This window comes from Pseudonocardia kujensis, from assembly GCF_021283305.1.
In the GTDB taxonomy this organism is placed as follows: Bacteria; Actinomycetota; Actinomycetes; order Mycobacteriales; family Pseudonocardiaceae; genus Pseudonocardia; species Pseudonocardia kujensis.
On record NZ_JAJSOK010000019.1, the window covers coordinates 62,210 to 86,557 of the forward strand.

Genomic DNA, 24,348 nt, shown 5'->3' on the forward strand with positions numbered 1-24,348 from the left:
TGGAGTGGGCGGGTGAGTGCACCGCTGAGCGGGATCCGCGTGGTGTCGTTCGACCACGCCGTCTCCGTGCCCTACGCCGGGCGGCTGCTGGCCGACCTCGGTGCCGACGTGGTCAAGGTCGAGCGACCGGGCGGGGGTGACTTCGCCCGCGGCTACGACGCGGCCTGCGGCGACGTCTCCTCCTACTTCGCCTGGATCAACCGCGGCAAGCGCTCGGTGGTGCTCGACCTCAAGTCCGCCGACGGGCTCGCCGCGGCACACCGGCTCGTCGACACCGCCGACGTCGTGCTGGCCAACCTCGGCCCCGGCGCCACCGGCCGGCTCGGCCTCGACGGCGACACCCTCCGCGGCCGCCGGCCGCAGCTGATCACCTGCGAGCTGTCGGGGTACGGCGAGGGCGGACCCGCCGCCGGCCGCAAGGCCTACGATGCGCTCATCCAGTCCGAGGCCGGCCTGCTCGAGCTGACCGGCGACGGCGACGTGACGGCCCGCGCGGGCATCTCCGTCGCCGACATCGCGGCCGGCGTGCAGGTCCAGTCCGCGGTCCTGGCGGCGCTGTTCCACCGGGAGCGCACCGGCGAGGGTGCCACGCTGCGGATCTCGCTGCTCGAGGCGCTCACCGAGTGGATGCACCAGCCGATGCTCTACGCGCTCGGCACCGGGCGGGCGCCCGCGCGCTCGGGCGGGCACCACCCGTCGATCGCGCCGTACGGGCCCTTCCCCTGCGCCGACGGCGCCGTCCACCTGGCGGTGCAGAACGAGCGGGAGTGGTTGCGGCTCTGCACGACCGTGCTCGGCGACCCGGCGGTCGCGGTCGACGAGCGCTTCGCCTCGGTACGGGCCCGGGTGGAGCACCGCGAGGAGCTGCACGCGTTGCTGCACACCCGCTTCGCCGACCTCACCCAGCAGCGGCTCGGCGCGCTGCTCGACGAGGCCGACATCGCCTGGTCCGCGGTCGGGCACGTCGCCGAGCTCCCGCGGCACCCGCAGCTGGTCGCCCGCGCCCGGTTCGTCGGGGTCCGGGTGACCGGCGGCGAGGCGGTGCCGATGGCCGTCCCGCCGGTCGACTCCAGCGCCTGGCCCCCGCCGCTCGACGCCGAGGTCCCCGCCCTGGGCGCGCACACCGTCGAGGTCCTCGGCGAGCTCGGCTACACCGCCGAGGAGATCGAGAAGCTCACCGGCTGAGCGTCACGGAGCCATGACGCTCACGAGACCGGTCTCGGAGCGCGCTGTGGATCCATGACGCCTACACCACCCGGCCCCAGGAGCGTCGTGGAGCCATCCTGCGCGTGGACGGACCCGAGAACGCGGAACGCCCGCCCTCGACGAGGGCGGGCCGTTCGCGGAAGGTCGCTCAGGCGGAGCGCTCGCCCCGCTCCCGGCGCTGCGGGCGCCGGGGCACGATCGTCGGGTTGACGTTCTCCTTCACGGTCTCCTCGGTCACGACCACCTTCGCCACGTCCGTGCGGCTCGGGATGTCGTACATGACGGGGAGGAGGACCTCCTCCATGATCGCGCGGAGCCCACGGGCGCCGGTGCCCCGGAGGATCGCCTGGTCGGCGACCGCCTCGAGCGCGTCGTCGGTGAACTCCAGCTCGACGCCGTCCATCTCGAAGAGCTTGCGGTACTGCTTGACCAGCGCGTTGCGCGGCTCGGTCAGGATCTTGACCAGGGCGTCCTTGTCGAGCGAGGTCACCGAGGCCACGACCGGGAGCCGGCCGATGAACTCGGGGATCAGCCCGAACTTGATGAGGTCCTCGGGCATGGTGTCGGCGAAGCTCTCGGAGGTGTCCAGGTCCGACTTCGAGCGGATCTCCGCGCCGAAGCCCAGCCCGCGCCGGCCGACCCGGTCGGAGATGATCTTCTCCAGGCCCGCGAACGCGCCCGCCACGATGAACAGCACGTTCGTCGTGTCGATCTGGATGAACTCCTGGTGCGGGTGCTTGCGCCCGCCCTGCGGCGGCACCGAGGCGGTGGTGCCCTCGAGGATCTTCAGCAGCGCCTGCTGCACGCCCTCGCCGGAGACGTCCCGGGTGATCGACGGGTTCTCCGACTTGCGGGCGATCTTGTCGACCTCGTCGATGTAGATGATCCCGGTCTCGGCCCGCTTGACGTCGTAGTCCGCCGCCTGGATGAGCTTGAGCAGGATGTTCTCGACGTCCTCGCCGACGTACCCGGCCTCGGTCAGCGCCGTGGCGTCCGCGATCGCGAACGGCACGTTCAGCAGCTTGGCGAGGGTCTGCGCGAGGTAGGTCTTGCCGCAGCCGGTGGGGCCGAGCATGAGGATGTTCGACTTCGCCAGCTCGACGCCGTCGCCGTCGCCCCGCGCGCGGTCACCCGCCTGGATGCGCTTGTAGTGGTTGTAGACCGCCACCGAGAGCGTGCGCTTGGTGGCCGACTGCCCGACGACGTACTGGTCGAGGAACTCGTGGATCTCCGCCGGCTTCGGGAGCTCGTCGAGCTTCACGTCGCCGGTCTCGGCGAGCTCCTCCTCGATGATCTCGTTGCAGAGATCGATGCACTCGTCGCAGATGTAGACGCCGGGCCCGGCGATGAGCTTCTTGACCTGCTTCTGACTCTTCCCGCAGAAAGAGCACTTCAGCAGGTCACCGCCGTCACCGATGCGTGCCATGAGTGCAGCCCCAGTCCCATCCGGCGCGCCCTCGTCCGGGCGCACCCACGTCGTCATGACGGTACCTGCCGGAGCCCCTCGCTGCGAAGGATCGCGGCGACCTGTCGGAATCGGGTCGGCAGGCGGTCGTTCTGCGTTCCACCCCGCAACAGGTGCGGGCGGGTGGGGTGGCCCCGGGCCGCCTGACGACGGCCCGGGCCACCGGCGGTCTAGCCGACCGCGGACAGCTTCCGGCTCTGGATGATCTCGTCGACGATCCCGTACTCCTTGGCCTCCTCGGCCGTGAGGATCCGGTCCCGCTCGATGTCGTCGTGCACCTGCTCGGGCGTGCGCCCGCTGTGCCGCGCGAGGGTGCTCTCCAGCAGCTTGCGCATGCGGGTGATCTCGGCGGCCTGGATCTCCAGGTCGGACACCTGGCCGTAGAAGCCCTCGGTGGCCGGCTGGTGGATCAGGATGCGCGCGTTCTGCACCGCGAGGCGCCGCCCCGGGGTGCCCGCCGCCAGCAGCACGGCCGCGGCCGACGCCGCCTGCCCGAGGCAGACGGTCTGGATGTCGGGGCGGATGAACTGCATGGTGTCGTAGATCGCCATCAGCGACGTGAACGAGCCGCCCGGCGAGTTGATGTACATCGAGATCTCGCGGTCCGGGTCCGCGGACTCGAGGCAGAGCAGCTGCGCCATGACGTCGTTCGCCGAGGCGTCGTCGATCTGCACCCCGAGGAAGATGATGCGCTCCTCGAAGAGCTTGTTGTACGGGTTCGACTCCTTGACCCCGTAGCTCGTGCGCTCCACGAAGGAAGGCAGCACGTACCGGCTCTCCGGCATCCGGAATCCACTCACGACGAGCTCCCGTTCTCGCTCGGCTGCGGGAGGTCGCCCGCCCGCGAGATGACGTGGTCGACGAAGCCGTACTCGAGGGCCTCCTGCGCGGAGAACCACCGGTCACGGTCGAAGTCCTGGGTGATCCGCTCGACGGTCTGCCCGGTGTGCCCGGCGATCAGCTCCGCCATCTCCTGCTTGTGCCGGCGGAACAGCTCGGCCTGGATCCGGATGTCCGACTCCGAGCCGCCGACGCCGGCCGACGGCTGGTGCATCAGGATCTGGGTGTGCGGCAGCGCGAAGCGCTTGCCCGGCGTGCCCGCGGAGAGCAGGAACTGCCCCATCGACGCGGCCAGGCCCATCGCCGTGGTGGCCACGTCGCAGGGGATGAACTCCATCGTGTCGAAGATGGCCATCCCCGCGGTGACCGAGCCGCCCGGCGAGTTGATGTAGAGGTTGATGTCCGCCTCGGGGTCCTCCGCGGCGAGCAGCAGCATCTGCGCGGCGATCCGGTTGGCGATCTCGTCGTCGACCTGCTGCCCGAGCACCACGATGCGCTGCTGCAGCAGCCGCTCGAACACCGAGTCGGACAGCGTCATGCTCGAGGGGGCCGAGCGCATCTGCAGCGCGCGGCGGTCCTCCACGAGGCGGTCCGCGGTCGACCGCGGGCCGGTGTCCTGCTGACTCACTTCACCCTGCCTTCTGCTGGCGTCACTCGGGGTCGTCTTCTCCGGCGGGCCGCCGGGGGATCGTGTCCCGCCGGCGGCCCGTTCCGTTGCTTCGGGCCCGACCCTACGCGGCCACGGCATCCCGCGTCCGCGGACGGCGCGCGTGTTCGCCGACAGCGCAGCGACCACCCGTCCGTGCAGGTCAGGCGCGCGCTCAGGCCTTGCCGGCCGTCGGGCCCGCCGCCTCGGTGCCCACCGCGGCGGCGGACGCGTCGTCCGCGGCCGGGGCCTCGACGGCCTCGGTCGCCTCGGCGTCGGCGGCGGCGTCGGCAGCCTCGGCGGCGGCCTCGGGGGCCTCCTCCGCGTCGGTGGCGACGGCGGCGCCGTCCTCCGGGCCGAGCAGGTCCGACAGGTCCACCGGCTCGCCCGCGGCGTCGGTGACGGTGGCGGCGCGGACGGCGACGATCAGCGCCTTGCTCCGCCGCACGTCCGAGAAGATGGCACCGAGCTGGCCCGCCTGCTGGATGCGCTGGACGAACTCCTCGGGCGCCATCCCGTACTGCTGGGCCTGGTAGATGATCCGCTCGGTGAGCTCCTGGTCGCCGACCTGGACCTCCTCGGCGTCGGCCAGCGCGTCGAGCACCAGGCGGGTCTTGACCGACTTCTCCGCCTCGGCCCGGGTCTCGGTGTCGAACTCCTCGCGGGTCTTGCCCTGCTTCTCGAGGAACTCGTTGAACTGCTCGTCGCTGTGGTCGAACGCGTGCACCGCGTCGTGGTGGCGGGACTCGACCTCGGCCTCCACGATGCTCTCCGGCAGCGGGACCTCGGTGTTGTCGACGATCTCGTCGAGCACCTTGTCGCGGGCCTGGGTGACCTGCTCCATCCGGCGCACCCGACCGAGCCGCTCCCGCAGGTCCGCGGTGAGCTCGTCGAGGGTGTCGAACTCGCTCGCCAGCTGGGCGAACTCGTCGTCGGCGTCGGGGAGCTGGCGCTCCTTGACCGCGGTGACCTTCACCGTGACCTCGGCGTCGCGGTCCGCGTACTCGCCCGCGACCAGCTTCGAGGTGAAGGTCTTCTCCTCGCCGGCGGACAGGCCGGTGATGGCCTCGTCGATGCCGTCGATGAGGCCGCCCTGGCCGACCTGGTACGAGTACCCGGTCGTCGTGGCCTCCTCGATCTCCTTGCCGTCGACGGCGGCGGAGAGGTCGATCTGGACGAAGTCGTCCTCCTGCGCCGGGCGCTCCACGCCGGTCAGCGTGCCGAAGCGGGCGCGCAGCTGGTCGAGCTGCTCGGCGACCTGCTCGTCGGTCACCTCGACGTCGTCGACCTGCACGGTGATGCCGTCGAGGTCCGGGAGCGTGATCTCCGGCCGGACGTCGACCTCCGCGGTGAACGCGACCTTGTCCCCGTCGGCGAGCTCGGTGACCTCGATGTTCGGCTGGCCGATCGGCTTGACGTCCTCGGCGGCCTGCACGGCCTCGGAGTACTTGGCCGGGACGGCGGCGTTGATCACCTCGTCCAGCACGACGCCGCGGCCGAGCCGGGCGTCGAGGATGCGGGCCGGCGCCTTGCCCGGGCGGAAGCCGGGGATGCGGACCTGCTGCGCGATCTTCTTGTACGCGCGGTCGAAGTCGGGCTTGAGCTCGTCGAACGGCACCTCGACTGTGAGCTTGACGCGTGTCGGGCCGATGTGCTCGACGGTGCTCTTCACGGTGGAACTCCTCGGACTGCTGTGTGGCTCTGCTGTGTGGCGGGGCCCTGCTCGGTTCGTACCTCGGTGCGACCGGCGGCACGACGCCGCATCAACCGGGGTCGGGAGGGGCGGTCGCGCGCGCCGGGCACGTGTCCGGGCGAGTCTAGGCGAGACGTGCCCCGGGCGTTCCGGCCGGTCCGGGCCGTGTCGGCGGGCCGCTGCCGGGCGGCCCGGCGACGGCTCCGGCGACGGGCGCGGAGCCTGCTGCGGGGACGGGTTCGGGAGCGGGGACCAGGTCCGCGACGGTCACGTCGACCGGCCGCTCCCCCGCGACCTCCCGCACCAGCGCGGCGATCTCCTCGGCCAGCACCGGCAGGGACACCGCGGCGGGCCAACGGACGACGACCGCGACCTCGACCGGTTCACCGGTGGCGCCCCCGACCGTCCTGTCGGTCGCGTCGGTCGTGTCCGGCGCGTGCGCCTCGTCCGCGCGCACCCCGACGACCCGGCGCCCGGGCAGGTAGGAGGCGACGCTGCCGAAGGGCCCGCCGTCCAGCCGAACGACGGCGGGATGGCCCAGCACCGCGGCGGCGACCCGCTCCGGCAGCGGCTGCGCGGGAGGCTGCTCCGACACGCGGGACACGGTAGTGCCGCACGCGCGACGGCGGCGCCCCGGAGTGGGGGCGCCGCCGTCGGGCGGTCCGTCGGGTGCGATCAGCGCTTGAAGACGTCCTTGACCTTCTCGCCGGCCTGCTTGAGGTCGGCCCCCATCTGGTCGGTGCGACCCTCGGCCTCGAGGCGCTCGTCGTCGGTGGCGCGGCCGGCGACCTCCTTGGCCTTGCCCGACATCTCCTGGGTCTTGTTGTCCAGCTTGTCCTTCATGCTCATCTCGTGAACCTCCCGGACTCGTGCGCCCGCGGCGCGGCCGGTCCCTCCGGCCGCCGGCGTCGGGCTCGAGGAGCGGTTACCCCCGGGCCCCGTGGGACACACGGCCCTCGTGACCGGCGTCACCGTCGGCCATACTGTCGGCGTCGTCGGGGGACGGCTGTCGGGGTTGGCGGGGTTGGCGGGGCTGTCGGGCGGGACCGTGGTGCAGGCGATGCGGACGAGGGGGGCGCGGGAGGACGTGTGCCCGTCGCCGGTCCCCCCCGCCGTCCCGCCGGAGCCCGGGCCCGTTCCCGCCGAGCGCGAGCTCGACGACACCACGCTGGTCGTCCGCGCCGGCGAGGGCGACGTCCGCGCCTTCTCCGTGCTCGCGCAGCGGCACCAGCCCGCGCTGTACCGGCTCGCGCTGCGCCTGGTCGGGAACGCCGCCGACGCCGAGGACGCCCTGCAGGAGTCGCTGCTCGACGCGTGGCGCCGGCTCGACCGCTTCCGGGGCGACTCGGCCTTCACCACGTGGGCCTACCGGATCGTCACGAACCGGTGCCTCGATCTGTTGCGCCGCCGGCGCGCGACCGTGTCCGTCGAGCAGGTGGCGGAGGTGGCCCCGGAGCGGCTCGCGGCCCCGGAGGCCGGTGCGCCCGAGCACGCCGCGGAGGTCGACGCGGGGCTGGCCGCGCTGCGGGCGGCGCTGCGCACGCTGCCGGACGACCAGCGGGCCTGCTTCGTGCTGCGCGAGCTGGAGGGCCTGGGCTACGCGGAGATCGCGGAGATCACCGGCGCGTCGGAGACCGCCGTGCGCGGGCGGCTCCACCGCGCCCGCCGCGGCTTGGCGGAGGTGATGCGGTCGTGGAGGTAGGCAGGACCGTCCCGGGCGGACGGGCGGAGACCGGTCCGGAGGACGTGCGGATCGAGCCGCTGGCCTGCGGCCGCGACGCCGCCGACGTGTGGGACCACGCCGCAGAGGGCACCCTCGACGCGCACGAGCGGGAGTGTCCGCACTGCCGGGCCGCGGCCGCGGACGCGCTGGGCCTCGAGGACGTCGTCCACCGGATGGCGGCGGAACGGCCGGTGCCGCCGCCCTCGGTGCTCGACGGCGTCATGCGGGCGGTGGTCGACACCGTGACCGCCGAGCTCCGCCCCCAGGACCTGCTGGCCCTCGACTCCCCTGCCGGCCCCGCGCGGCTGAGCCGGGCCGCCGCGGCCCGGGTGCTGCGGCACGTCGTCGACGGGATGGACGGCATGCGGGCCCGCAGCTGCCGGATCGAGCCCGTCGGGTCGGGCCCCGGCGGGACGAACGGGGCGGACCCGTTCGGCGTGACCGTCGCGATCACCGTGACGGCTCGGTTCGGCGTCGACCTGGCGTCGGTCACGGCCCGGGTCCGGCAGATGGTGGTGGCGGCGGGCGAGCAGGCCCTGGGGGTCCCGGTGCGCAGCGTGGACATCGCGGTGGTCGACCTGTGGGACGTGCCGTGACCCCGCCGGTGCGGCTCACGGTCGCCGACGCCGTCGTCGCCCGGATCGCGGCGGCCACGGCGCGGGAGGTCCCGGGGGTGGTCGCGCTGCGGCCGGACCTGGCGCAGACGCTGCTCGGGCTGGCCGGCTCGCTGCTGGGCGACCGGCCCGCCGGGGACGCGCTCTCGGCGGCCGGGGCGTCGGCCGCCGTGCAGCAGGGCCGCGCCGAGGTCGCGCTGACCCTGGTCACGACCCTCGGCCACAACACCCGCGACCTCTCCGCCGCCGTGCAGCGGGCGGTCGCGGCGCGGGTGCGGGCCGAGACGGGCCTGGACGCCGATGTCACGGTGACGGTCGCCGACGTCCTGCTCGACCTCCCTCAGGCGGAGCGGGACAGCACGCAGTCCCCGCACGTACCCCCGCCCGGGAGCCGGTAGTAGAGGCAGCAGGACCGGCGGCGGAAGGACCAGCCGCGGTCGGGCGGCGTCGGCGGGCGCTGCTCGCCCGTCCCGGCGAGCAGCGGGTGGTCGAGAACCGCCGCGGCGAGCTCGGCGGCCCGGACCGCCGCCTCCGGTCGCTCCGTGCCGAGGACCCGTTTCGCGCCCGCCACGGCCGAGGCGACGTTGCCCCGCAGCACCCGCGCGGACACCGGGACGAGCGCACGCACCGCCTCGACCAGCGGCTCCGCGATCTCCTCCGCCACGAGGGCCGGGAGCTCGGCCCGGTCCCGCGCAGGGCGGTCGGCGTCCACCCACAGCGGCCAGGGGCCGGTGCGCGAGACCCGCCAGTGCAGGGCGTCCCGGCCCAGGTCGGGCAGCACGCCGTGCAGCGCGACGGCCGCGAGCGGCGCGGAGACCAGCCGTGCGGCCAGCCCCTGCAGCGCGATCGACGCCGCCACCCGCTCCTCGACCGTCCGTCCGGCCTGCTCGGACAGCACGCGCCGGACGTGGGCGATCCGGTCCCTGAGCGCGCCGGGTTCCGTGACCAGCTCCCGCAGCGGCCGCCACGTCGGGTCGGCGGACTCGGCCGGGTCGGTCGCCACGGCGAAGAAGGGCCCGACCCGCGCGGTGTCCGCGAGCACGGTGCGCACCGGCGCCGTCACCGTCCGTACCCCGCCCTCGGAGCAGGCCGTTCGGGTGTCGCGCCGGTCACGCAGAGGAGACGAACCGGGTGATACGTGCACTGCATCACCCCAGTGTCGTCGCCGCCCGCCGATCCGGGCCCCCGGAGGGCCCTGACCTGCTCGGACGGGCAGGGCGCGGGCGCCGGCCGGTCGCCCGCGGCGCCGCCCCACGGGGGCTCCGACGCAGGTCACAGCCGTTCGGGCCACCAGACCTGGCGTATCAACGCGTCGGCGTGTCACTCTTTCCCCGGAGAGAGCGCACCCGATGCCGCGTGCGGTCCCCAAGTGCAAGCCGCCGGCCGGGCCCGAACGCGGGTACCGGCCGAGACACGTGCGTCCGAACACCAGCTGGAGACGACTGAGGCGCAGTCCGGACGGTGCACCCGAACGGACCAGCGTCAGCGTTCCGTCGGAGCATCGCTGTATTCTGGACCCCCTTGTGGAACCACCCACGGTCCACGTCGTCCCGATGCGAAGTCGGGGTGCACCGAGACGACAGGAGGAGCTGTTGGCTGCGATCAGCAACCGCCCCGGCGCCACGGAGACCACTCCGGTGACCAGTGCGCCGGCGCCCGGCGGGCTCTACTCCCCCGAGTACGAGCACGACGCCTGCGGCGTCGCCATGGTGGCCGACCTGCAGGGTCGGCGCGACCACTCGATCGTCGAGAAGGCGCTCACCGCGCTGCTCCGGCTCGAACACCGCGGCGCGCGTGGCGCCGAGGAGAACACCGGTGACGGCGCGGGCATCCTGATCCAGGTCCCGGACGCCTTCTACCGCGAGGTCGTCGACTTCGACCTGCCCGAGGCGGGTGCGTACGCCACCGGCATCGCCTTCCTCCCGCGCGACGCGGCGAAGGCCGACGAGGCCGTCGCCCGGATCGACGAGCTGGCCGCCGAGGAGAACCTCCGCGTGCTCGGCTGGCGCGACCTGCCGACCGACCCGGAGAAGGCCGACCTCGGCCCCACCTCGCTGGCCGCCATGCCCGGCTTCCGCCAGCTGTTCGTGGCCGGCATCGAGACCGGCATCGTGAAGCCGCCGCCCACCGGCATCGAGCTGGAGCGGCGCACCTTCTGCCTGCGCAAGCGGGTGGAGCACGAGACCGGCGTCTACTTCCCGAGCCTGTCGCCGCGGACCGTGGTCTACAAGGGCATGCTCGCCGAGCCGCAGGTCGAGGCGTTCTACCCCGACCTGTCGGACCCGCGCGTGACCTCCGCCCTGGCCGTGGTGCACTCGCGCTTCTCCACCAACACCTTCCCGGCGTGGCCGCTGGCGCACCCCTACCGCTACGTGGCCCACAACGGCGAGATCAACACCCTGCGCGGCAACCGCAACTGGATGAAGGCGCGCGAGGCGCTGCTGGAGTCCTCCGTGCTGCCGGGCAACCTGGACCGGCTGGTCCCGATCGTCACGCCCGACGCGTCGGACTCGGCGACCTTCGACGAGGTGCTCGAGCTGCTGCACCTGTCGGGCCGCTCGCTGCCGCACGCCGTGCTGATGATGATCCCCGAGGCGTGGGAGAACCACGCCGAGATGGACCCGCAGCGGCGCGCCTTCTACGAGTTCCACTCCAACCTCATGGAGCCGTGGGACGGCCCCGCGCTCGTCGCCTTCACCGACGGCACGCAGATCGGTGCGGTGCTCGACCGCAACGGCCTGCGCCCCGCCCGGTACTGGGTCACCGAGGACGGGCTGGTCGTGCTGGCCTCCGAGGTCGGCGTGCTCGACGTCGACCCGGCGCAGGTCGTGCGCAAGGGCCGGCTGGAGCCGGGCCGCATGTTCCTGGTCGACACCGAGGCGGGCAAGATCGTCGCCGACGAGGAGATCAAGGGCGAGCTGGCCGCCTCCCTGCCCTACGAGGAGTGGCTGCACGCCGGCCGCATCGCCCTCGAGGACCTGCCCGAGCGGCAGCGCGAGGTGCCCGCGCACTCCGAGCTCACCCACCGCCAGCAGTCCTTCGGCTACACCGAGGAGGAGCTCACCGTCCTCCTCAAGCCGATGGCCGCCAGCGGGGCGGAGCCGATCGGCTCGATGGGCAACGACGCGCCGCTGGCGCTGCTGTCGGAGAAGCCGCGGCAGATCTACGACTACTTCATCCAGCTGTTCGCGCAGATCACGAACCCGCCGCTGGACGCGATCCGCGAGGAGCTCGTCACCTCGCTGCGCTCCCTGCTCGGCCCGGAGCAGAACCTGCTCGAGGCCGGCCCGGCGACCTGCCGGCGGATCGTGCTGCCGTTCCCGGTCCTCGGCAACGACGACCTCGCCAAGATCGTCCACATCAACGACGACGGCGACCTCCCGGGCTTCGCGACCTACACCGTCAAGGGCGTGTTCAAGGCGTCCGACGGCGGCGAGGGCCTGCTGCGGCGGCTCCAGGAGATCCGCGGCGAGGTCTCCGAGGCGATCCAGAACGGCGCCCGGCTGATCGTGCTGTCCAGCCGCGGCGTCGACCCGCAGCACGCGCCGATCCCGTCGCTGCTGCTCACCGGCGCGGTGCACCACCACCTCGTCCGCGAGCGCACGCGCACGCAGGTCGGGCTGGTCGTCGAGTCCGGCGACGCACGCGAGGTGCACCACATCGCGCTGCTCATCGGCTTCGGCGCGTCCGCGGTCAACCCGTACATGGCGATGGCGACCGTCGAGGACCTCGCCGAGCGGGGCGACATCCCGGGCGTCGACGCCAAGACCGCGGCGAAGAACCTGGTCAAGGCGCTGGGCAAAGGCGTGCGCAAGACGATGTCCAAGATGGGCATCTCGACCGTCGCCTCGTACACCGGCGCGCAGATCTTCGAGGCCGTCGGGCTGAGCCACGAGGTCATCGAGACCTGCTTCACCGGCACCACCTCGCGGCTCGGCGGCGTCGGCTTCGACGTGCTCGCCGAGGAGGCGCTCAGGCACCACCGGCGCGCCTTCCCGGCGGACGGCACCCGGGCCAGCCACCGCGCGCTCGCCGTCGGCGGCGAGTACCAGTGGCGGCGCGAGGGCGAGCTGCACCTGTTCAACCCGCAGACCGTGTTCAAGCTCCAGCACTCGACCCGCTCCGGCCGGTACGAGATCTTCAAGGAGTACACGAAGGCGGTCGACGACCAGGCCAAGCGGCTGATGACGCTGCGCGGGCTGTTCACCTTCAAGGAGGGTGTGCGCCCGCCGGTGCCGATCGACGAGGTCGAGCCGGTCGAGTCGATCGTCAGGCGGTTCGGCACGGGCGCCATCTCCTACGGCTCCATCAGCCAGGAGATGCACGAGACCCTGGCGATCGCGATGAACCGGCTCGGCGGCAAGTCGAACACCGGCGAGGGCGGCGAGGACCCGGCGCGGTTCACCCCCGACCCGAACGGCGACTCGCGGCGCAGCGCGATCAAGCAGGTCGCGTCCGGCCGGTTCGGCGTGACCAGCGAGTACCTGGTCAACGCGGACGACATCCAGATCAAGATCAGCCAGGGCGCCAAGCCCGGCGAGGGCGGCCAGCTGCCCGGCGGCAAGGTCTACCCCTGGATCGCCGAGACCCGGTACTCCACGCCGGGCGTCGGCCTGATCTCCCCGCCGCCGCACCACGACATCTACTCGATCGAGGACATCAAGCAGCTCATCCACGACCTGAAGAACGCCAACCCGCGGGCCCGCATCCACGTGAAGCTGGTCAGCCAGGTCGGCGTCGGCACGGTCGCGGCGGGCGTGGCGAAGGCCTTCTCCGACGTCGTGCTCATCTCGGGCCACGACGGCGGCACCGGCGCCTCGCCGCTGTCCTCGATCAAGCACGCGGGCGGCCCGTGGGAGCTCGGCCTGGCCGAGACCCAGCAGACGCTGCTGGCCAACAACCTGCGGGACCGAATCGTCGTGCAGACGGACGGCCAGCTGAAGACCGGCCGCGACGTCGTCATCGCCGCCCTGCTGGGCGCCGAGGAGTTCGGCTTCGCCACGGCCCCGCTGGTGGTCAGCGGCTGCATCATGATGCGCGTCTGCCACCTTGACACCTGCCCGGTCGGTGTCGCGACGCAGAACCCCAAGCTCCGCGAGAGGTTCGACGGGCGTCCCGAGTACGTCGTGAACTTCATGCGGTTCGTGGCCGAGGAGGTGCGCGAGCACCTGGCGGCGCTGGGCTTCCGCACCCTCGAGGAGGCCGTGGGCCACGCCGAGATGCTCGACACCGACGCCGCGGTGCACCACTGGAAGACCCGCGGGCTCGACCTGCGGCCGATCTTCCACGCCCCCGAGCTGCCCGAGGGCGCCTCCCGGCACCGCACCCAGGCCCAGGACCACGGCCTGGAGAAGGCGCTGGACAACACCATGATCCAGCTGGCCGAGGGCGCGCTGCGCAACGGCGACAAGGTCCGCCTGGACCTGCCGGTGCGCAACGTCAACCGGACCGTGGGCACCATGCTCGGCTACGAGCTGACGAAGAAGTGGGGCCGCGAGGGCCTGCCGGACGACACGATCGACGTCACGCTGACCGGCTCGGCCGGGCAGTCGCTGGGCGCGTTCGTGCCGAAGGGCATCACGCTGCGGATGATCGGCGACACGAACGACTTCTTCGGCAAGGGCCTGTCCGGCGGCCGGCTGATCCTGCGGCCCGACCCGGCGGCGCCGTTCGCGGCCGAGGAGAACATCATCGCGGGCAACGTGATCCTCTACGGGGCCACGTCCGGCGAGATGTTCATCCGCGGCATCGTCGGCGAGCGCTTCTGCGTCCGGAACTCCGGCGCCGTGGCGGTCGTCGAGGGCGTGGGCGACCACGGCTGCGAGTACATGACCGGCGGCAAGGTGGTCGTGCTGGGCAAGGTGGGCCGCAACTTCGCGGCCGGCATGTCCGGCGGCATCGCCTACGTGCTCGACCTCGAGGCGGGCGACCGCACGCTGGCCAAGCGGGTCAACCCCGAGATGGTGGACATGGACCCGCTCGACGACGCCGACCGCGAGTTCCTGCGGGAGTACGTCGAGAAGCACCACGCGGAGACCGACTCCCCGGTCGCCCGCGCCCTGCTCAAGGACTGGGACGTGGCGGTGGAGCGCTTCGGCAAGATCATGCCGAAGGACTACAAGCGCGTCCTGCAGGCCCGTGAGCAGGCCGAGAAGGACGGTCGCGACGTGAACGCCGCGATCATGGAGGCCGCACATGGGTGACCCGAAGGGCTTTCTGACCACACCGCGCGAGACCCCGAAGCGCAGGCCGGTCGACCTGCGCCTGATGGACTGGCGCGAGGTCTACGAGGACTTCCCGCGGGGCGCCCTGGAGAAGCAGGCGGGCCGCTGCATGAACTGCGGCATCCCGTTCTGCCACCAGGGTTGCCCGCTCGGGAACCTCATCCCCGAGTGGAACGACCTCGTGTACCGCAAGGACTGGCGCGAGGCGATCGAGCGGCTGCACGCCACCAACAACTTCCCGGAGTTCACCGGGACGCTGTGCCCCGCCCCGTGCGAGGCGGCGTGCGTGCTCGCGATCAACGACGACGCCGTCACGATCAAGCAGGTCGAGGTCGAGATCATCGACCGCGCCTGGGACGAGGGCTGGGTGACCCCGCAGGTCGCGCAGACGAAGACGGGCAAGAAGGTCGCCGTCGTCGGCTCCGGGCCGGCCGGGCTGGCCGCCGCGCAGCAGCTCACCCGCGCCGGGCACGAGGTCGTCGTGTTCGAGCGGGCGGACCGCATCGGCGGGCTGCTCCGCTACGGCATCCCCGAGTTCAAGATGGAGAAGGCCCGGCTCGACCGGCGGCTCGAGCAGATGCAGGCCGAGGGCACGCACTTCCGCGCCTCGGTCGACGTCGGGGTCGACGTCACCACCGAGCAGCTCCGCGAGGAGTACGACGCCGTCGTGCTCGCCGGCGGGGCCACCGCGTGGCGGGACATCCCGGCCAAGGGCCGCGAGCTCGAGGGCATCTACCAGGCGATGGAGTTCCTGCCGTGGGCCAACCACGTGCAGCAGGGCGACCTCGACGCCCCGCCCATCACCGCCGAGGGCAAGCACGTCGTGATCATCGGCGGCGGCGACACCGGCGCGGACTGCCTGGGCACCTCGCACCGGCAGAAGGCCGCGTCGGTCACCCAGCTCGAGATCATGCCGACGCCCCCGGAGCACCGCACCGAGGGAATGCCCTGGCCGACCTACCCGATGGTCTACCGGGTCTCCTCGGCCCACGAGGAGGGCGGCGAGCGGCTGTTCTCGGTCAACACCACCGAGTTCGTCGACGACGGCTCCGGCAAGGTCAAGGCGCTGCGCCTCGTCCGGGTCGAGCGGACCGACAAGGGCTTCGAGCCGGTCGAGGGCACCGAGCAGGAGATCCCGGCGGACCTGGTCCTGCTCGCGATGGGCTTCGTCGGCCCGGAGAAGGGCAAGCTGCTCTCCGAGCTGGGCGTGGAGCTGGACGAGCGCGGCAACGTCGCGCGGGACCAGAACTACATGTCCAGCGTCGACGGCGTGTTCGTCGCCGGCGACATGGGGCGCGGGCAGTCGCTGATCGTGTGGGCGATCTCCGAGGGCCGTTCCGCGGCCGCCGGGGTGGACGCGTTCCTGACCGGGCGGGAGGTCCTCCCGCGCCCGATCAACCCCACGGACCGTCAGATCGCCTGAGACACGTCCTCCCGAGGGCCCCGGCGCAGAGAGAACCCCTGCGCCGGGGCCCTCGGGCGTTCCCGGGGCTTCTCAGACGTCGGGGGCGAGGGTGCGCCCGTAACGGTCCAGCACCCGCCCCCGCATCACGGGGTCGGTGCGCGGCACGGGCTCGAGGAAGATCTCGGCGAGGTCGGTGTAGCGCTCCCGCAGCTCGGCGTCGATCTCGACGCAGGCCCGTTCGACGTCGGCGGCGCCGAGCGCGTCGTCGAAGTCCAGGCGGGCGCAGAGCAGCACGCTGTCCGTGCCGAGCTGCATGGTGAGCAGGTCCACGACGGCCTCGACCTCGGACCGGTCCTGCAGCGCCCGGCGGAGGGCCGTGACGAGCCGCAGGTTCGCCTGCCGGCCGATCAGCAGGCCCTTGTTGGTGCGGCCCAGGATGTAGGCGACGCCGGCCAGCAGCAGGCCGATCAGCAGCGAGGCGATCCCGTCCCAGATCCCGGACCCGGTCAGCTGGTGCAGGCCGACGCCGGCGAACGCGATGACCAGGCCGATCAGGGCCGCGCTGTCCTCGAAGAAGACGGTCTTGACCGTGGGGTCGTCCGTCGCCCGCAGCCAGGGGAAGAAGGTCGTCTCGTCGGCCGCGGCCTCGCCGCGGATCTGCCGGACGGACTGGAGCCACGAGGTGCCTTCCAGCAGGAAGGAGATCCCGAGCACCCCGTAGGCGACCCAGGCCAGGGTCTGTTCGGCGCTCTCCCCGAGGATCGTCGTGATGCCCTCGTAGATCGCGAAGACGCCACCGGACACGAAGATCGACACCGCGGCGATGAGCGCCCAGAAGAACCGCTCCTTGCCGTAGCCGAAGGGGTGGCGACGGTCCGGTCGGCGCGCCGAGCGGCGCAGCGCGGCCAGCAGCAGCCCCTCGGTGGTGGTGTCGGCGACGGAGTGGGCGGCCTCGGCCAGCATCGCCGACGAGCCCGTGAGCAGGCCCGCGACCAGCTTGAGGACGCCGATCGCGGCGTTGGCGCCCCCGGCGATCAGGACGGTGAGGGTGCTCTCGCCGCCGGATCCGCCCTCGTCCCCCTTCTCGCCGGCCTCCGTGCCGCCGGTGTCCCGATCCCCCCGGTCCCGATCCCCCCGGTCCCGATCCCCCCGGTCCCGATCCCCCCGGTCCCGGTCGCCCCGGTCCCGGTCGCCGGTCTCCTGGTCGTCGTTCGACGGAGCGGGCCGGTCCGGCCCCGAGCGTTCCACCACCGGACGAAACTAACGCCGGCCCGCGCGGCCCGCCGGATGTCGGGAGGGTTGTCCGGAAGGTCCGGTCCGGCGCCGCACGGTCGCCCCGGAGCGATCACCGGGAGGTCCTTGCCGGGGCACGCACTTCGGCGTCGGAGCGACCGATCGGCGCATCTCGTCCCACGTTCGGCGGGACTGGTGGGGTTCGTGGGATTCCGACCGAAACCCCGGGCGCCCCGCCGCGTTGAACTGGACACCGGTGCCGGTGGACTGGGGAGCCCCCACCGGCACCGGACAGCATCCTCACCGGATGCGGAAGGCCGGGAACCCCGGGGCAGCCGCGCGCAGCGCGTCGTCGGGTGAGTCCTTGTCGAGCCCCTCGAAGAAGGCACCGACCTCCCAGGCCCACTTCCGCAGGTACTCCCGCAGGATCGGCAGCTTCTCGTCGTCGTCGATCTCGGTGGCGGTGAAGGTCTCGGCGCGCCGGCCCAGGCGCAGCTCACCGGTGCCCGCCGCGCGGAGGTTCCGCACCCACTGCGTGTGCCCGCGGGGCGCGACGAGGTACCGCTGCCCCTCGACGACCAGCAGGTTCACCGGCGTGGTGCGCCACTGCCCGCTCGTGCGGCCGCGCACGGCCAGCATCCGGCTGCCCATGACGCTGATCCCGGCGCGGGTCAGGGCGGCGACCACGCGGTTGAACACGGCGGTCCCGCTCTTCGGGGCCAGGTAGCGCAGCTGCGGCTCGATCATCGTGACTCCTCGTCTCGTTCGAGAGCATTGCTCTCTTTCGACACCAGTGAACCGCGCCGCCGCCCCGGCGTCAAGAGCAGTGCTCTCGTTCGTGCGCTACTCGCGCTCGAGCTCGAACGCGTCCTCGCCGATCCACACCCGCAGCCCGTCGGCGTCGTCGGTGAGGAAGCCGTCCTCCTCCTCGCCCAGCTCGCGCGCCGCACCCAGCGCGCGGGCGTTGTAGCGAACCCTGCCGTCCCCGAGGTCGACGGGGCGGTACTCGCGGGCCAGCCGCGCCGTCCGACTCTCCGCGGCCAGCCAGGCCGCGTTCGCCTCTCCCACCTCGACCACCCACGCCTCGTCGCGCATCCGATCATTCTCCGGCCCGGCACGCGTGCGGCCCGTCTCAGCGTGAGACGGGCCGCAGGGGATCGGACGGGTTCAGCGCGCCAGCGCGGGCTCGGGCACGGGAACCGGGGCGACGGCGGCGCGGGCCGCACGGCGGGCCAGCACGCGGCGACGGAGGCGCCGGGCGAGCTCGAAGCCGCCGGCCGTGACCACCGCCATGATCATGCCGGCGGCGAGGCAGAGCAGCGGGTTGCCCTTCGTGATCGGGCTGAGCACGGCGCCGACCAGCAGCATGTACACCCCCCACACCGCCGAGCTGGCCGCGGTGGCGGCCAGGAACATCCGCATCGGCAGCCGCACGCGCCCGCAGGCCGCGGTGCTGACCAGTCGCCCGCCCGGGACGAGCCGCGCCCCCACGCAGGCGACGATCGGCCTGCTCCAGAGGTTGCGGCGGACCCAGGCGCCCAGCCCGTCGTCCTTCTGGCCGGCGCCGCGCAGGATGCGGTTCGAGCTCCGGCCGAGGGAGTAGACGAAGACGTCGCCGAGCATCGAGCCGACCAGCGAGGCCAGGAAGAGGCCGAGCACGCCGAGCGCGTCGCCGGTACCGAACGCCGCGGCCGCGCCCACCGTCAGGAGGGTCTCGCTGGGCAGGACCGGGAAGGGCCCGTCGAGCGCGATGAGCACCGCGAGCACCGGCAGCAGCCACACGCTGTGCAGCACGGCGTCGAAGAGCGCCACGAGGGCGCCGGCGTCGAGGAGCTGCACGGGACGGTCCTTCCCACGGGGGATGTCTCGAGGAGTACTCGGACCACACTCCCAGAACGTCACGACGGGGTCACGGGGGCACACCCCCGCATCGCGCCTGAGGTCAGCCGGATGCGCTCCGTGTGCGGTGAGCGGTCGGGCCGCCGTGTCGGGTGTAGGTTGCCGCCGTGTCGGGCTACGCCGTGCTGCTCCGGGGCGTCAACGTCGGCGGCAACAAGAAGGTCGCGATGGCCGAGCTCCGCGAGCTGCTCATCGGGCTCGGCTACACGCAGGTCGCGACGCTGCTGCAGAGCGGCAACGCCGTCCTCGCCGCGGACGAGCCCGCCGCGGTCGTCGCCGGGCGGATCGAGTCGGCCCTCGCCGAGCGGTACGGGACGGAGATCCGGGTGCTGGCGCTGACCCGCGCCGACCTGCAGGCCGCGGTCGACGACCACCCCCTGCGCGACGTCGCGGACAACGGGTCGCGGATGCTCGTGCTCTGGCTCTTCGGCGAGCCCCCGCCGGACGTGCCGAGCCCCACCGAGCTCGACCCGGACCGGATCGTCGTGCGGGACGGCCGGATCTACCAGTGGTGCCCGGACGGGATCTCGAACTCCCCGGACGTCGCCGCGTTCGTGCGCAAGGCGTGGAAGGTGCCGACCACCGGCCGCAACTGGAACACCCTGGAGAAGCTGCTCGCGGCGATCCCCGACTGAGGCGACGGCGCGCCGCTCCCGCTCGTCCACCGGCGCTGCGGCGCCGCACCACCGCGGACGGGCACGGTAGCCGCACGCCCGGCCCACGGGAAGGACACGGTACCCGGGCGCGCCAGGACCGGGTGCCGGGGCACGCTCCCGGCGCGTGACAGTAGGGTCACGGTCGGTCGCGGGAGGCAGCGCGGGAAGGGGCGTGATGGCGGACGAGAGGGCGGACCGGGGCGTCCCGCGCCACGGCTTCGGACGCTCCGCACGGCTCGCCTCGCTGCCCCTGACGTTCGCCGGCCGGGCCGTCAGCGGCTGGGGGCGCACGCTCGCGGGCGCCGATGCCGACGAGGTCACCGCCACCACCCTCGCCCGCAACGCCGAGCAGCTCTTCGCGGTGCTCGGCACCCTCAAGGGCGGGGCGATGAAGCTCGGGCAGGCGCTGTCGGTCTACGACGCGATGATCCCGGCGGAGATCGCCGGGCCGTACCAGGAGGCCCTGGCCAAGCTCCAGACGTCGAGCCCGCCGATGCCGGTCGCGGACGTGCACCGGATGCTCGCCGAGCAGCTCGGCCGGGGCTGGCGGGAGCGGTTCGCCGAGTTCGACGACGAGCCCCGCGCGGCCGCCAGCATCGGCCAGGTGCACCGGGCCGTCTGGCGCGGGTCGAACGGCCGACCCCGCGACGTCGCCGTCAAGGTGCAGTACCCCGGCGCCGACCTCGCCCTCGACTCCGACCTGCGCACGCTCGAGCGGTTCTCCCGGCTGTTCGGGGCGATCTTCCCGGCGCTCGACGCCCGCGCCCTCGTCCGCGAGCTGCGCGAGCGCACGATGGAGGAGGTCGACTACCGGCTGGAGGCGGACCGCCAGCGCGCGTTCGCGGCCGGTTTCGCCGACTGGCCCGGTCTTCGCATCCCCCGCGTCGTGGCGTCGGCACCGAAGGTGCTGGTCACCGAGTGGCTCGACGGGTTCCCGCTGCGCGAGCTGCTGGGCGCGCGGGGCGCGGCGGCGGACCGGGACCGGTTCGGGCACACCGTCGTCGAGACGATGTTCGCCTCCCCCGCGCGGGTCGGGCTGCTGCACGCGGACCCGCACCCCGGCAACTTCCTCGTGCTGGCCGACGGCAGTGGGCTGGGCATGATCGACTTCGGCGCCGCCGCCACCCTGCCGGACGGCATCCCGTCGGTGCTCGTGCGGATCCTGAGGCTCACCGCGCAGGAGGACGCCGAGGGCCTCGACGCGCTGCTGCGGGCCGAGGGCTTCCTCGCCCCCGACGCAGGGTCGGCCGACGTCCTGCGCTGGGTCGGCGCGCTGGCCGACCCGCTGCGCGTCGAGACGTTCCACTTCACCGAGGCGTGGATCGCGCGGCAGGGCGCGCGCGTGGCCAACCCGACCAACCGGGCCTACCGCGACACGGGCCGCGCGCTCTCCTTCCCGCCCGAGTTCGCGCTGGTCATGCGGGTGCTGTCGGGCTGGATGAACATCCTGGCCCGGCTCGACTGCACGGTCGCGGCCCGCGGCCTCGTCGAGCGCTGGGTGCCCGGGTTCGCCGACTGAGCTCACGCCCGGCGCAGCAGCCACCACAGCGCCGGGGCGAGGGCCAGCAGGCCGACGGCGACCGCCGGGGTCCCGCCGAGCCCCCAGGCCGTGAACACCGCGAGCGCGACGAGCTCGGTGCCGAGCGCGGAGACCGAGGTCGACGTGGCGCGGGCCCGGCCCGAGAGCCGTTCCTGCACCCGGGTGTCGGTGACGACCTGGGCGCACTGCTGCAGGGCGTAGTACGTCCCGAGGGCCGCCAGCCCGGCCGCTCCCGCTCCCCCGTGCCCGGCGGCCAGCAGTGCCGCGGCGGCCAGGAACACGAGCGCCGCGAGCCCGCCCCCGCGCAGCCCGCCGGCGCGCCCGCCCAGCGCCGCACCGGCCGCGCCCGCCAGGGCCACCAGGACCAGGAGCCCGGGCACCGCGACGAGCGCGACCGACTCCTGCTGCCCGACGATCAGCGGGAAGTACTCCTCCAGGGCGTCCGCCCCGCCGACCAGCGCGGCCGCGAGCAGGGCTCCGCGGACGGCCCGGCTGCCCACGGCCTCGGCCAGGCCGGCACGCAGGGTCTGCCCGTAGGAGAGGTCCTCGGCGGCGTCCCCGACGGTCTCCCCCGTGGTGTCCTCGGTGCCCTCGCCGTCGTCCGGCGGACCGGCCCGGGGCGGGTCCGGGAAGGCGCACGTGAGCAGCGCGGCGGCGAGGCAGGTGCCGACGCTCACCCACCCGACCAGCGCGTACCCGCCCGTCGCGACCAGGACGGACGCGGCGGCCGAGGGCACCTGGGCGGCGTGCCCGGCCGCGGTCACGAGACCGCGCACCCCCGCGTACCGGTCGGCCGCGCCCGCGGCGCTCAGCGCCTCGTGGACCAGGGCCTCGACGGTGCCGCTGAACAGCGACGTCGCGACACCCCAGAGGACGAAGCCGGCCACGAACCCGGGGAAGCCGGGCGCGAGCAGCCACAGCGCGTACGCGGCGGCCTGCAGGACGCCGCCGGCGGCGAGCACCCGCCGTCGCGAGAACCGGTCCGACAGTGCACCCGAGGGCACCTCCGCGACCAGCCCGGTGACCGACCAGACCGCGAACAGCGCCGAGATCTCCGCCCCGGACATGCCGTGGTCGGCGAAGAACAGCGCGTAGAGGGGGTAGAGCGGCACGACGTCGGCGAGCACCGCCCAGCCGACGACGAGACGCGCCGGTCCGCGGGCGGCCGGCGGCAGGGGGCGGGACGTGCGTCAAAGGAAGGGCACGGCGGCAGCGTATCGGCGGCGGCGTCGAGGCGCCCCGGGATTTCTCAGGTGGTCGCGCCGGCAGCCTCACGCCGGTGGTCGCCGATCCCGATCGTCGCGACGATCTGCAGCAGCGCGGCGCCGAGCAGCACCAGCAGGGCCGCGGCGTAGCCGTGCGTCAGGTCGACGAGCACGCCCATCAGCAGCGGCCCCAGCCCCGCCACGGTGTAGCCGACGCCGAGGGCGAGCCCGCTCGTCGCCGCGCTCGCGGCCGCGTCGGGGGTCCGGTGCGCGATCACGGACAGCCCGAGCGGGAAGCCCGCCCCGCAGCCGATCCCGATGAGCGCGACCCACAGCCACGCCCCGACCAGCGGCGGCTCGGGCAGCAGCACCATCCCGAGCACCGCCACGACCGTGCCCGACGCCATGATCAGCGCCCAGCGACGGAAGTGGCCCGAACGCTCGGCGAGGCTCGGCACGATCAGGGCCGACGGCATCTGGGCCACGCTCCACACCGCGATGAGCAGCCCGGCGGTGGCGGGGCTCCAGCCGCGGTCGACGTAGGCCGGCGCGACCCAGGTCAACGAGCCGTAGACGGTGAGCGACACCCCGGACTGGTACATCGCCGTGAGCCGGGCGAAGGGGTCGCGCCAGGGCAGGCGCCGTCGCACCGTCGCGGTGCCCGAGTGCGGGGCGGCGTCGCCGCGCATGATGGCGGCCCAGACGCCGACGGCGACCAGGGCCGGCACCGCCCAGAGCGCCAGCGAGTACGACCAGCCGCCGAGCGCGACGGCGACCGGCACGGCCAGGGCGCTGACGATCGTCGAGCCGAGCATCATCGCGACGACGTACGCGCCGCTCACCATGCCCGCCCGGGCGGCGAGCCGGTCCTTCACCACCGCCGTGAGCAGCACACCGGCGACGCCGATGCCCAGCCCGATCACCAACGTCCCGGTGAACAGCGCGGCCAGCGCCGGGACCCCGCGGACCAGGCTGCCGAGCGCGACCAGCCCGACGGACCCACCGAGCGCCCGCACGGCCCCGAAGCGCGCGCCCACCCGCGGCCCGATCAGCGAACCCGCTGCCATCGCGAGAATGGCGCCGGTCTGCGCGGCCCCGGCCGTGCCGGCGGCGATCCCCAGCGCCTCGCGGACCTCGCCCAGCAGCGGCGGGTAGGCCGACAGCGCCGCCCGCAGGTTCAACGACAGCGCGAGCAGGCCGACCAGGACGAGCGACGCGGACCGTGCGTTCACCGCTCCTGCGTACCCGACCGGAGGTGCTTCCGCCGAGCGGCCGCACCCCGTGGCGGTGGGTGCTCACCCGATCGCCGTGAATGAGCGGTTCGTGCGTAACGGGCTCGCGCGTGCGGCCGATAGCCCGGCCGTGAGCGAGTCCGGACGCAGCACCACCGAGGAGCCGACCGCGACGACCACGTCGCCCCGGGACACGGGAGAGGCTGCGATCCGGGCCGCCGAGCGCACCACCTACCTGCGGGTCCGCCCGAGCCCGCGCCCCCGCACCACGCCCGCCGCGGACGCGCGCGACACGTCCGCGGCGGGCGGGGCCGAGGGGTCCGAGGGGGCCCAGGGGGCCGAGGGCGCCGAGGGCGCCGGGCGGCCCGAGCAGCCCACGGAGGCGCAGCCCGCCGGGCAGGCGACGGCCACGCCGGCCCCGGCGCCGCCCACGGAAGCGGACGCACAGGGGGCCGACCAGGTGCAGAACGCGCAGGACCCGGTGCGGGCCAGGGGGGTCGGCGAGCAGGCGAAGGAACAGGGGGCGGCCGAGGAGCCCGTGACTCCCGCGGAGCAGAGCGTGGCCGCCGCTGCCGACCCGTCGACCAGGGTGCTGGAGCCGCTCGCCCCGCCTCCGGCCCCCGCGACGATCCCGGCGCTCCCGATCGCGCCCGTCGACCCCGCGGACCGCCCGTTCGCCCACCCGCAGCGGTCCGTGCCCGGCAAGCCGGACACCCTGCTGCGCAAGCTCTTCCGCCGCCGGGGCTGAGCACGACGGCCTGGCGCGG

The 24,348-nt window shown here is 73.7% G+C and carries 22 protein-coding genes; 9 read left to right on the forward strand and 13 right to left on the reverse strand.

The genetic code is table 11. From position 1 onward, the window contains the following. Nucleotides 1-12 precede the first annotated feature (12 nt). Nucleotides 13-1,185 carry a CaiB/BaiF CoA transferase family protein gene (locus LWC35_RS15705; protein ID WP_232870865.1) on the forward strand — a complete coding sequence of 391 codons (1,173 nt, stop codon included), beginning with the start codon at nt 13-15 and terminating at the stop codon, nt 1,183-1,185. Between the two features lie 169 nt (nt 1,186-1,354). Here LWC35_RS15705 and clpX read toward each other — a convergent pair whose 3' ends face one another. The 6 genes from clpX to LWC35_RS15735 form a co-directional block, all read right to left on the reverse strand. Further along, nucleotides 1,355-2,632: an ATP-dependent Clp protease ATP-binding subunit ClpX gene (gene clpX / locus LWC35_RS15710; RefSeq protein ID WP_232870866.1), complete on the reverse strand. Its 1,278-nt coding sequence runs from the start codon at nt 2,630-2,632 to the stop codon at nt 1,355-1,357. Nucleotides 2,633-2,841: 209 nt separating this feature from the next. Then, nucleotides 2,842-3,456, reverse strand: coding sequence for an ATP-dependent Clp protease proteolytic subunit (locus tag LWC35_RS15715; protein ID WP_081923958.1), 615 nt, complete (start codon nt 3,454-3,456; stop codon nt 2,842-2,844). An 11-nt stretch (nt 3,457-3,467) separates the two neighbouring features. Next, nucleotides 3,468-4,070, reverse strand: a complete 603-nt coding sequence (locus LWC35_RS15720; RefSeq protein ID WP_051737195.1) for a ClpP family protease — start codon at nt 4,068-4,070, stop codon at nt 3,468-3,470. 262 nt (nt 4,071-4,332) lie between these two features. Further along, nucleotides 4,333-5,829, reverse strand: coding sequence for a trigger factor (gene tig, locus LWC35_RS15725; RefSeq protein WP_232870867.1), 1,497 nt, complete (start codon nt 5,827-5,829; stop codon nt 4,333-4,335). Nucleotides 5,830-5,974: 145 nt separating this feature from the next. Next, nucleotides 5,975-6,445: a hypothetical protein gene (locus tag LWC35_RS15730; RefSeq protein ID WP_232870868.1), complete on the reverse strand. Its 471-nt coding sequence runs from the start codon at nt 6,443-6,445 to the stop codon at nt 5,975-5,977. 80 nt (nt 6,446-6,525) lie between these two features. After that, nucleotides 6,526-6,699 carry a CsbD family protein gene (locus tag LWC35_RS15735; protein WP_232870869.1) on the reverse strand — a complete coding sequence of 58 codons (174 nt, stop codon included), beginning with the start codon at nt 6,697-6,699 and terminating at the stop codon, nt 6,526-6,528. A gap of 91 nt (nt 6,700-6,790) precedes the next feature. On the opposite strand from LWC35_RS15735, the gene LWC35_RS15740 reads away from it, so the two are divergent. The 3 genes from LWC35_RS15740 to LWC35_RS15750 are packed head-to-tail and all read left to right on the forward strand — an operon-like array spanning nt 6,791 to nt 8,585. Then, nucleotides 6,791-7,552 (forward strand): RNA polymerase sigma factor, encoded by a 762-nt coding sequence (locus LWC35_RS15740; protein WP_308194557.1) that lies wholly within the window; start codon nt 6,791-6,793, stop codon nt 7,550-7,552. Next, on the forward strand, nt 7,543-8,169 hold the full coding sequence (locus tag LWC35_RS15745; RefSeq protein ID WP_232870870.1) for an Asp23/Gls24 family envelope stress response protein: 627 nt from the start codon (nt 7,543-7,545) through the stop codon (nt 8,167-8,169). The genes LWC35_RS15740 and LWC35_RS15745 overlap by 10 nt, the downstream gene beginning before the upstream one ends. Further along, entirely contained in the window at nt 8,166-8,585 is a 420-nt protein-coding gene (locus LWC35_RS15750) for an Asp23/Gls24 family envelope stress response protein (RefSeq protein WP_232870871.1), read from the forward strand. Before LWC35_RS15745 ends, LWC35_RS15750 begins: the two co-directional genes overlap by 4 nt. Here the strand turns inward: LWC35_RS15750 and LWC35_RS15755 are convergent. After that, entirely contained in the window at nt 8,528-9,250 is a 723-nt protein-coding gene (locus LWC35_RS15755) for a (2Fe-2S)-binding protein (protein ID WP_232870872.1), read from the reverse strand. The genes LWC35_RS15750 and LWC35_RS15755 overlap by 58 nt on opposite strands. Before the next feature lie 574 nt (nt 9,251-9,824). On the opposite strand from LWC35_RS15755, the gene gltB reads away from it, so the two are divergent. Both gltB and LWC35_RS15765 read left to right on the forward strand, forming a co-directional pair. Further along, nucleotides 9,825-14,390, forward strand: coding sequence for a glutamate synthase large subunit (gltB, locus tag LWC35_RS15760; RefSeq protein ID WP_443690206.1), 4,566 nt, complete (start codon nt 9,825-9,827; stop codon nt 14,388-14,390). After that, the gene (locus tag LWC35_RS15765) at nt 14,383-15,834 is read left to right on the forward strand and encodes a glutamate synthase subunit beta (RefSeq protein ID WP_232870873.1); all 1,452 of its coding nucleotides are present in this window, start codon (nt 14,383-14,385) and stop codon (nt 15,832-15,834) included. The genes gltB and LWC35_RS15765 overlap by 8 nt, the downstream gene beginning before the upstream one ends. 72 nt (nt 15,835-15,906) lie before the next feature. On the opposite strand, the gene LWC35_RS15770 is transcribed toward LWC35_RS15765, so the two are convergent. The 4 genes from LWC35_RS15770 to LWC35_RS15785 all read right to left on the reverse strand — a co-directional run bounded on the left by LWC35_RS15770 (nt 15,907) and on the right by LWC35_RS15785 (nt 18,888). Further along, nucleotides 15,907-16,854, reverse strand: a complete 948-nt coding sequence (locus tag LWC35_RS15770; RefSeq protein ID WP_232870909.1) for a cation diffusion facilitator family transporter — start codon at nt 16,852-16,854, stop codon at nt 15,907-15,909. Nucleotides 16,855-17,349: 495 nt separating this feature from the next. Further along, nucleotides 17,350-17,796, reverse strand: coding sequence for a nitroreductase family deazaflavin-dependent oxidoreductase (locus LWC35_RS15775; protein WP_232870874.1), 447 nt, complete (start codon nt 17,794-17,796; stop codon nt 17,350-17,352). Between the two features lie 96 nt (nt 17,797-17,892). Continuing rightward, nucleotides 17,893-18,144, reverse strand: coding sequence for a hypothetical protein (locus tag LWC35_RS15780; RefSeq protein WP_232870875.1), 252 nt, complete (start codon nt 18,142-18,144; stop codon nt 17,893-17,895). A gap of 72 nt (nt 18,145-18,216) precedes the next feature. Then, nucleotides 18,217-18,888 (reverse strand): DedA family protein, encoded by a 672-nt coding sequence (locus LWC35_RS15785; RefSeq protein WP_232870876.1) that lies wholly within the window; start codon nt 18,886-18,888, stop codon nt 18,217-18,219. Between the two features lie 167 nt (nt 18,889-19,055). Between LWC35_RS15785 and LWC35_RS15790 the strand changes: the two genes are divergently transcribed. Together LWC35_RS15790 and LWC35_RS15795 are read left to right on the forward strand one after the other, a co-directional pair. Next, on the forward strand, nt 19,056-19,583 hold the full coding sequence (locus tag LWC35_RS15790) for a DUF1697 domain-containing protein (protein ID WP_232870877.1): 528 nt from the start codon (nt 19,056-19,058) through the stop codon (nt 19,581-19,583). Nucleotides 19,584-19,779: 196 nt separating this feature from the next. Beyond that, nucleotides 19,780-21,123, forward strand: a complete 1,344-nt coding sequence (locus LWC35_RS15795; protein ID WP_232870878.1) for an ABC1 kinase family protein — start codon at nt 19,780-19,782, stop codon at nt 21,121-21,123. A gap of 2 nt (nt 21,124-21,125) precedes the next feature. Here the strand turns inward: LWC35_RS15795 and LWC35_RS15800 are convergent, their stop codons facing one another. Together LWC35_RS15800 and LWC35_RS15805 are read right to left on the reverse strand one after the other, a co-directional pair. Then, a complete protein-coding gene (locus tag LWC35_RS15800; RefSeq protein WP_232870879.1) occupies nt 21,126-22,256 on the reverse strand; it encodes an MFS transporter in 1,131 nt (376 codons plus the stop codon). Between the two features lie 137 nt (nt 22,257-22,393). Continuing rightward, nucleotides 22,394-23,581 (reverse strand): MFS transporter, encoded by a 1,188-nt coding sequence (locus tag LWC35_RS15805; protein ID WP_232870880.1) that lies wholly within the window; start codon nt 23,579-23,581, stop codon nt 22,394-22,396. A 130-nt stretch (nt 23,582-23,711) separates the two neighbouring features. Between LWC35_RS15805 and LWC35_RS15810 the strand changes: the two genes are divergently transcribed. After that, nucleotides 23,712-24,329, forward strand: a complete 618-nt coding sequence (locus tag LWC35_RS15810; RefSeq protein WP_232870881.1) for a hypothetical protein — start codon at nt 23,712-23,714, stop codon at nt 24,327-24,329. The last annotated feature ends 19 nt before the right edge of the window (nt 24,330-24,348 follow it).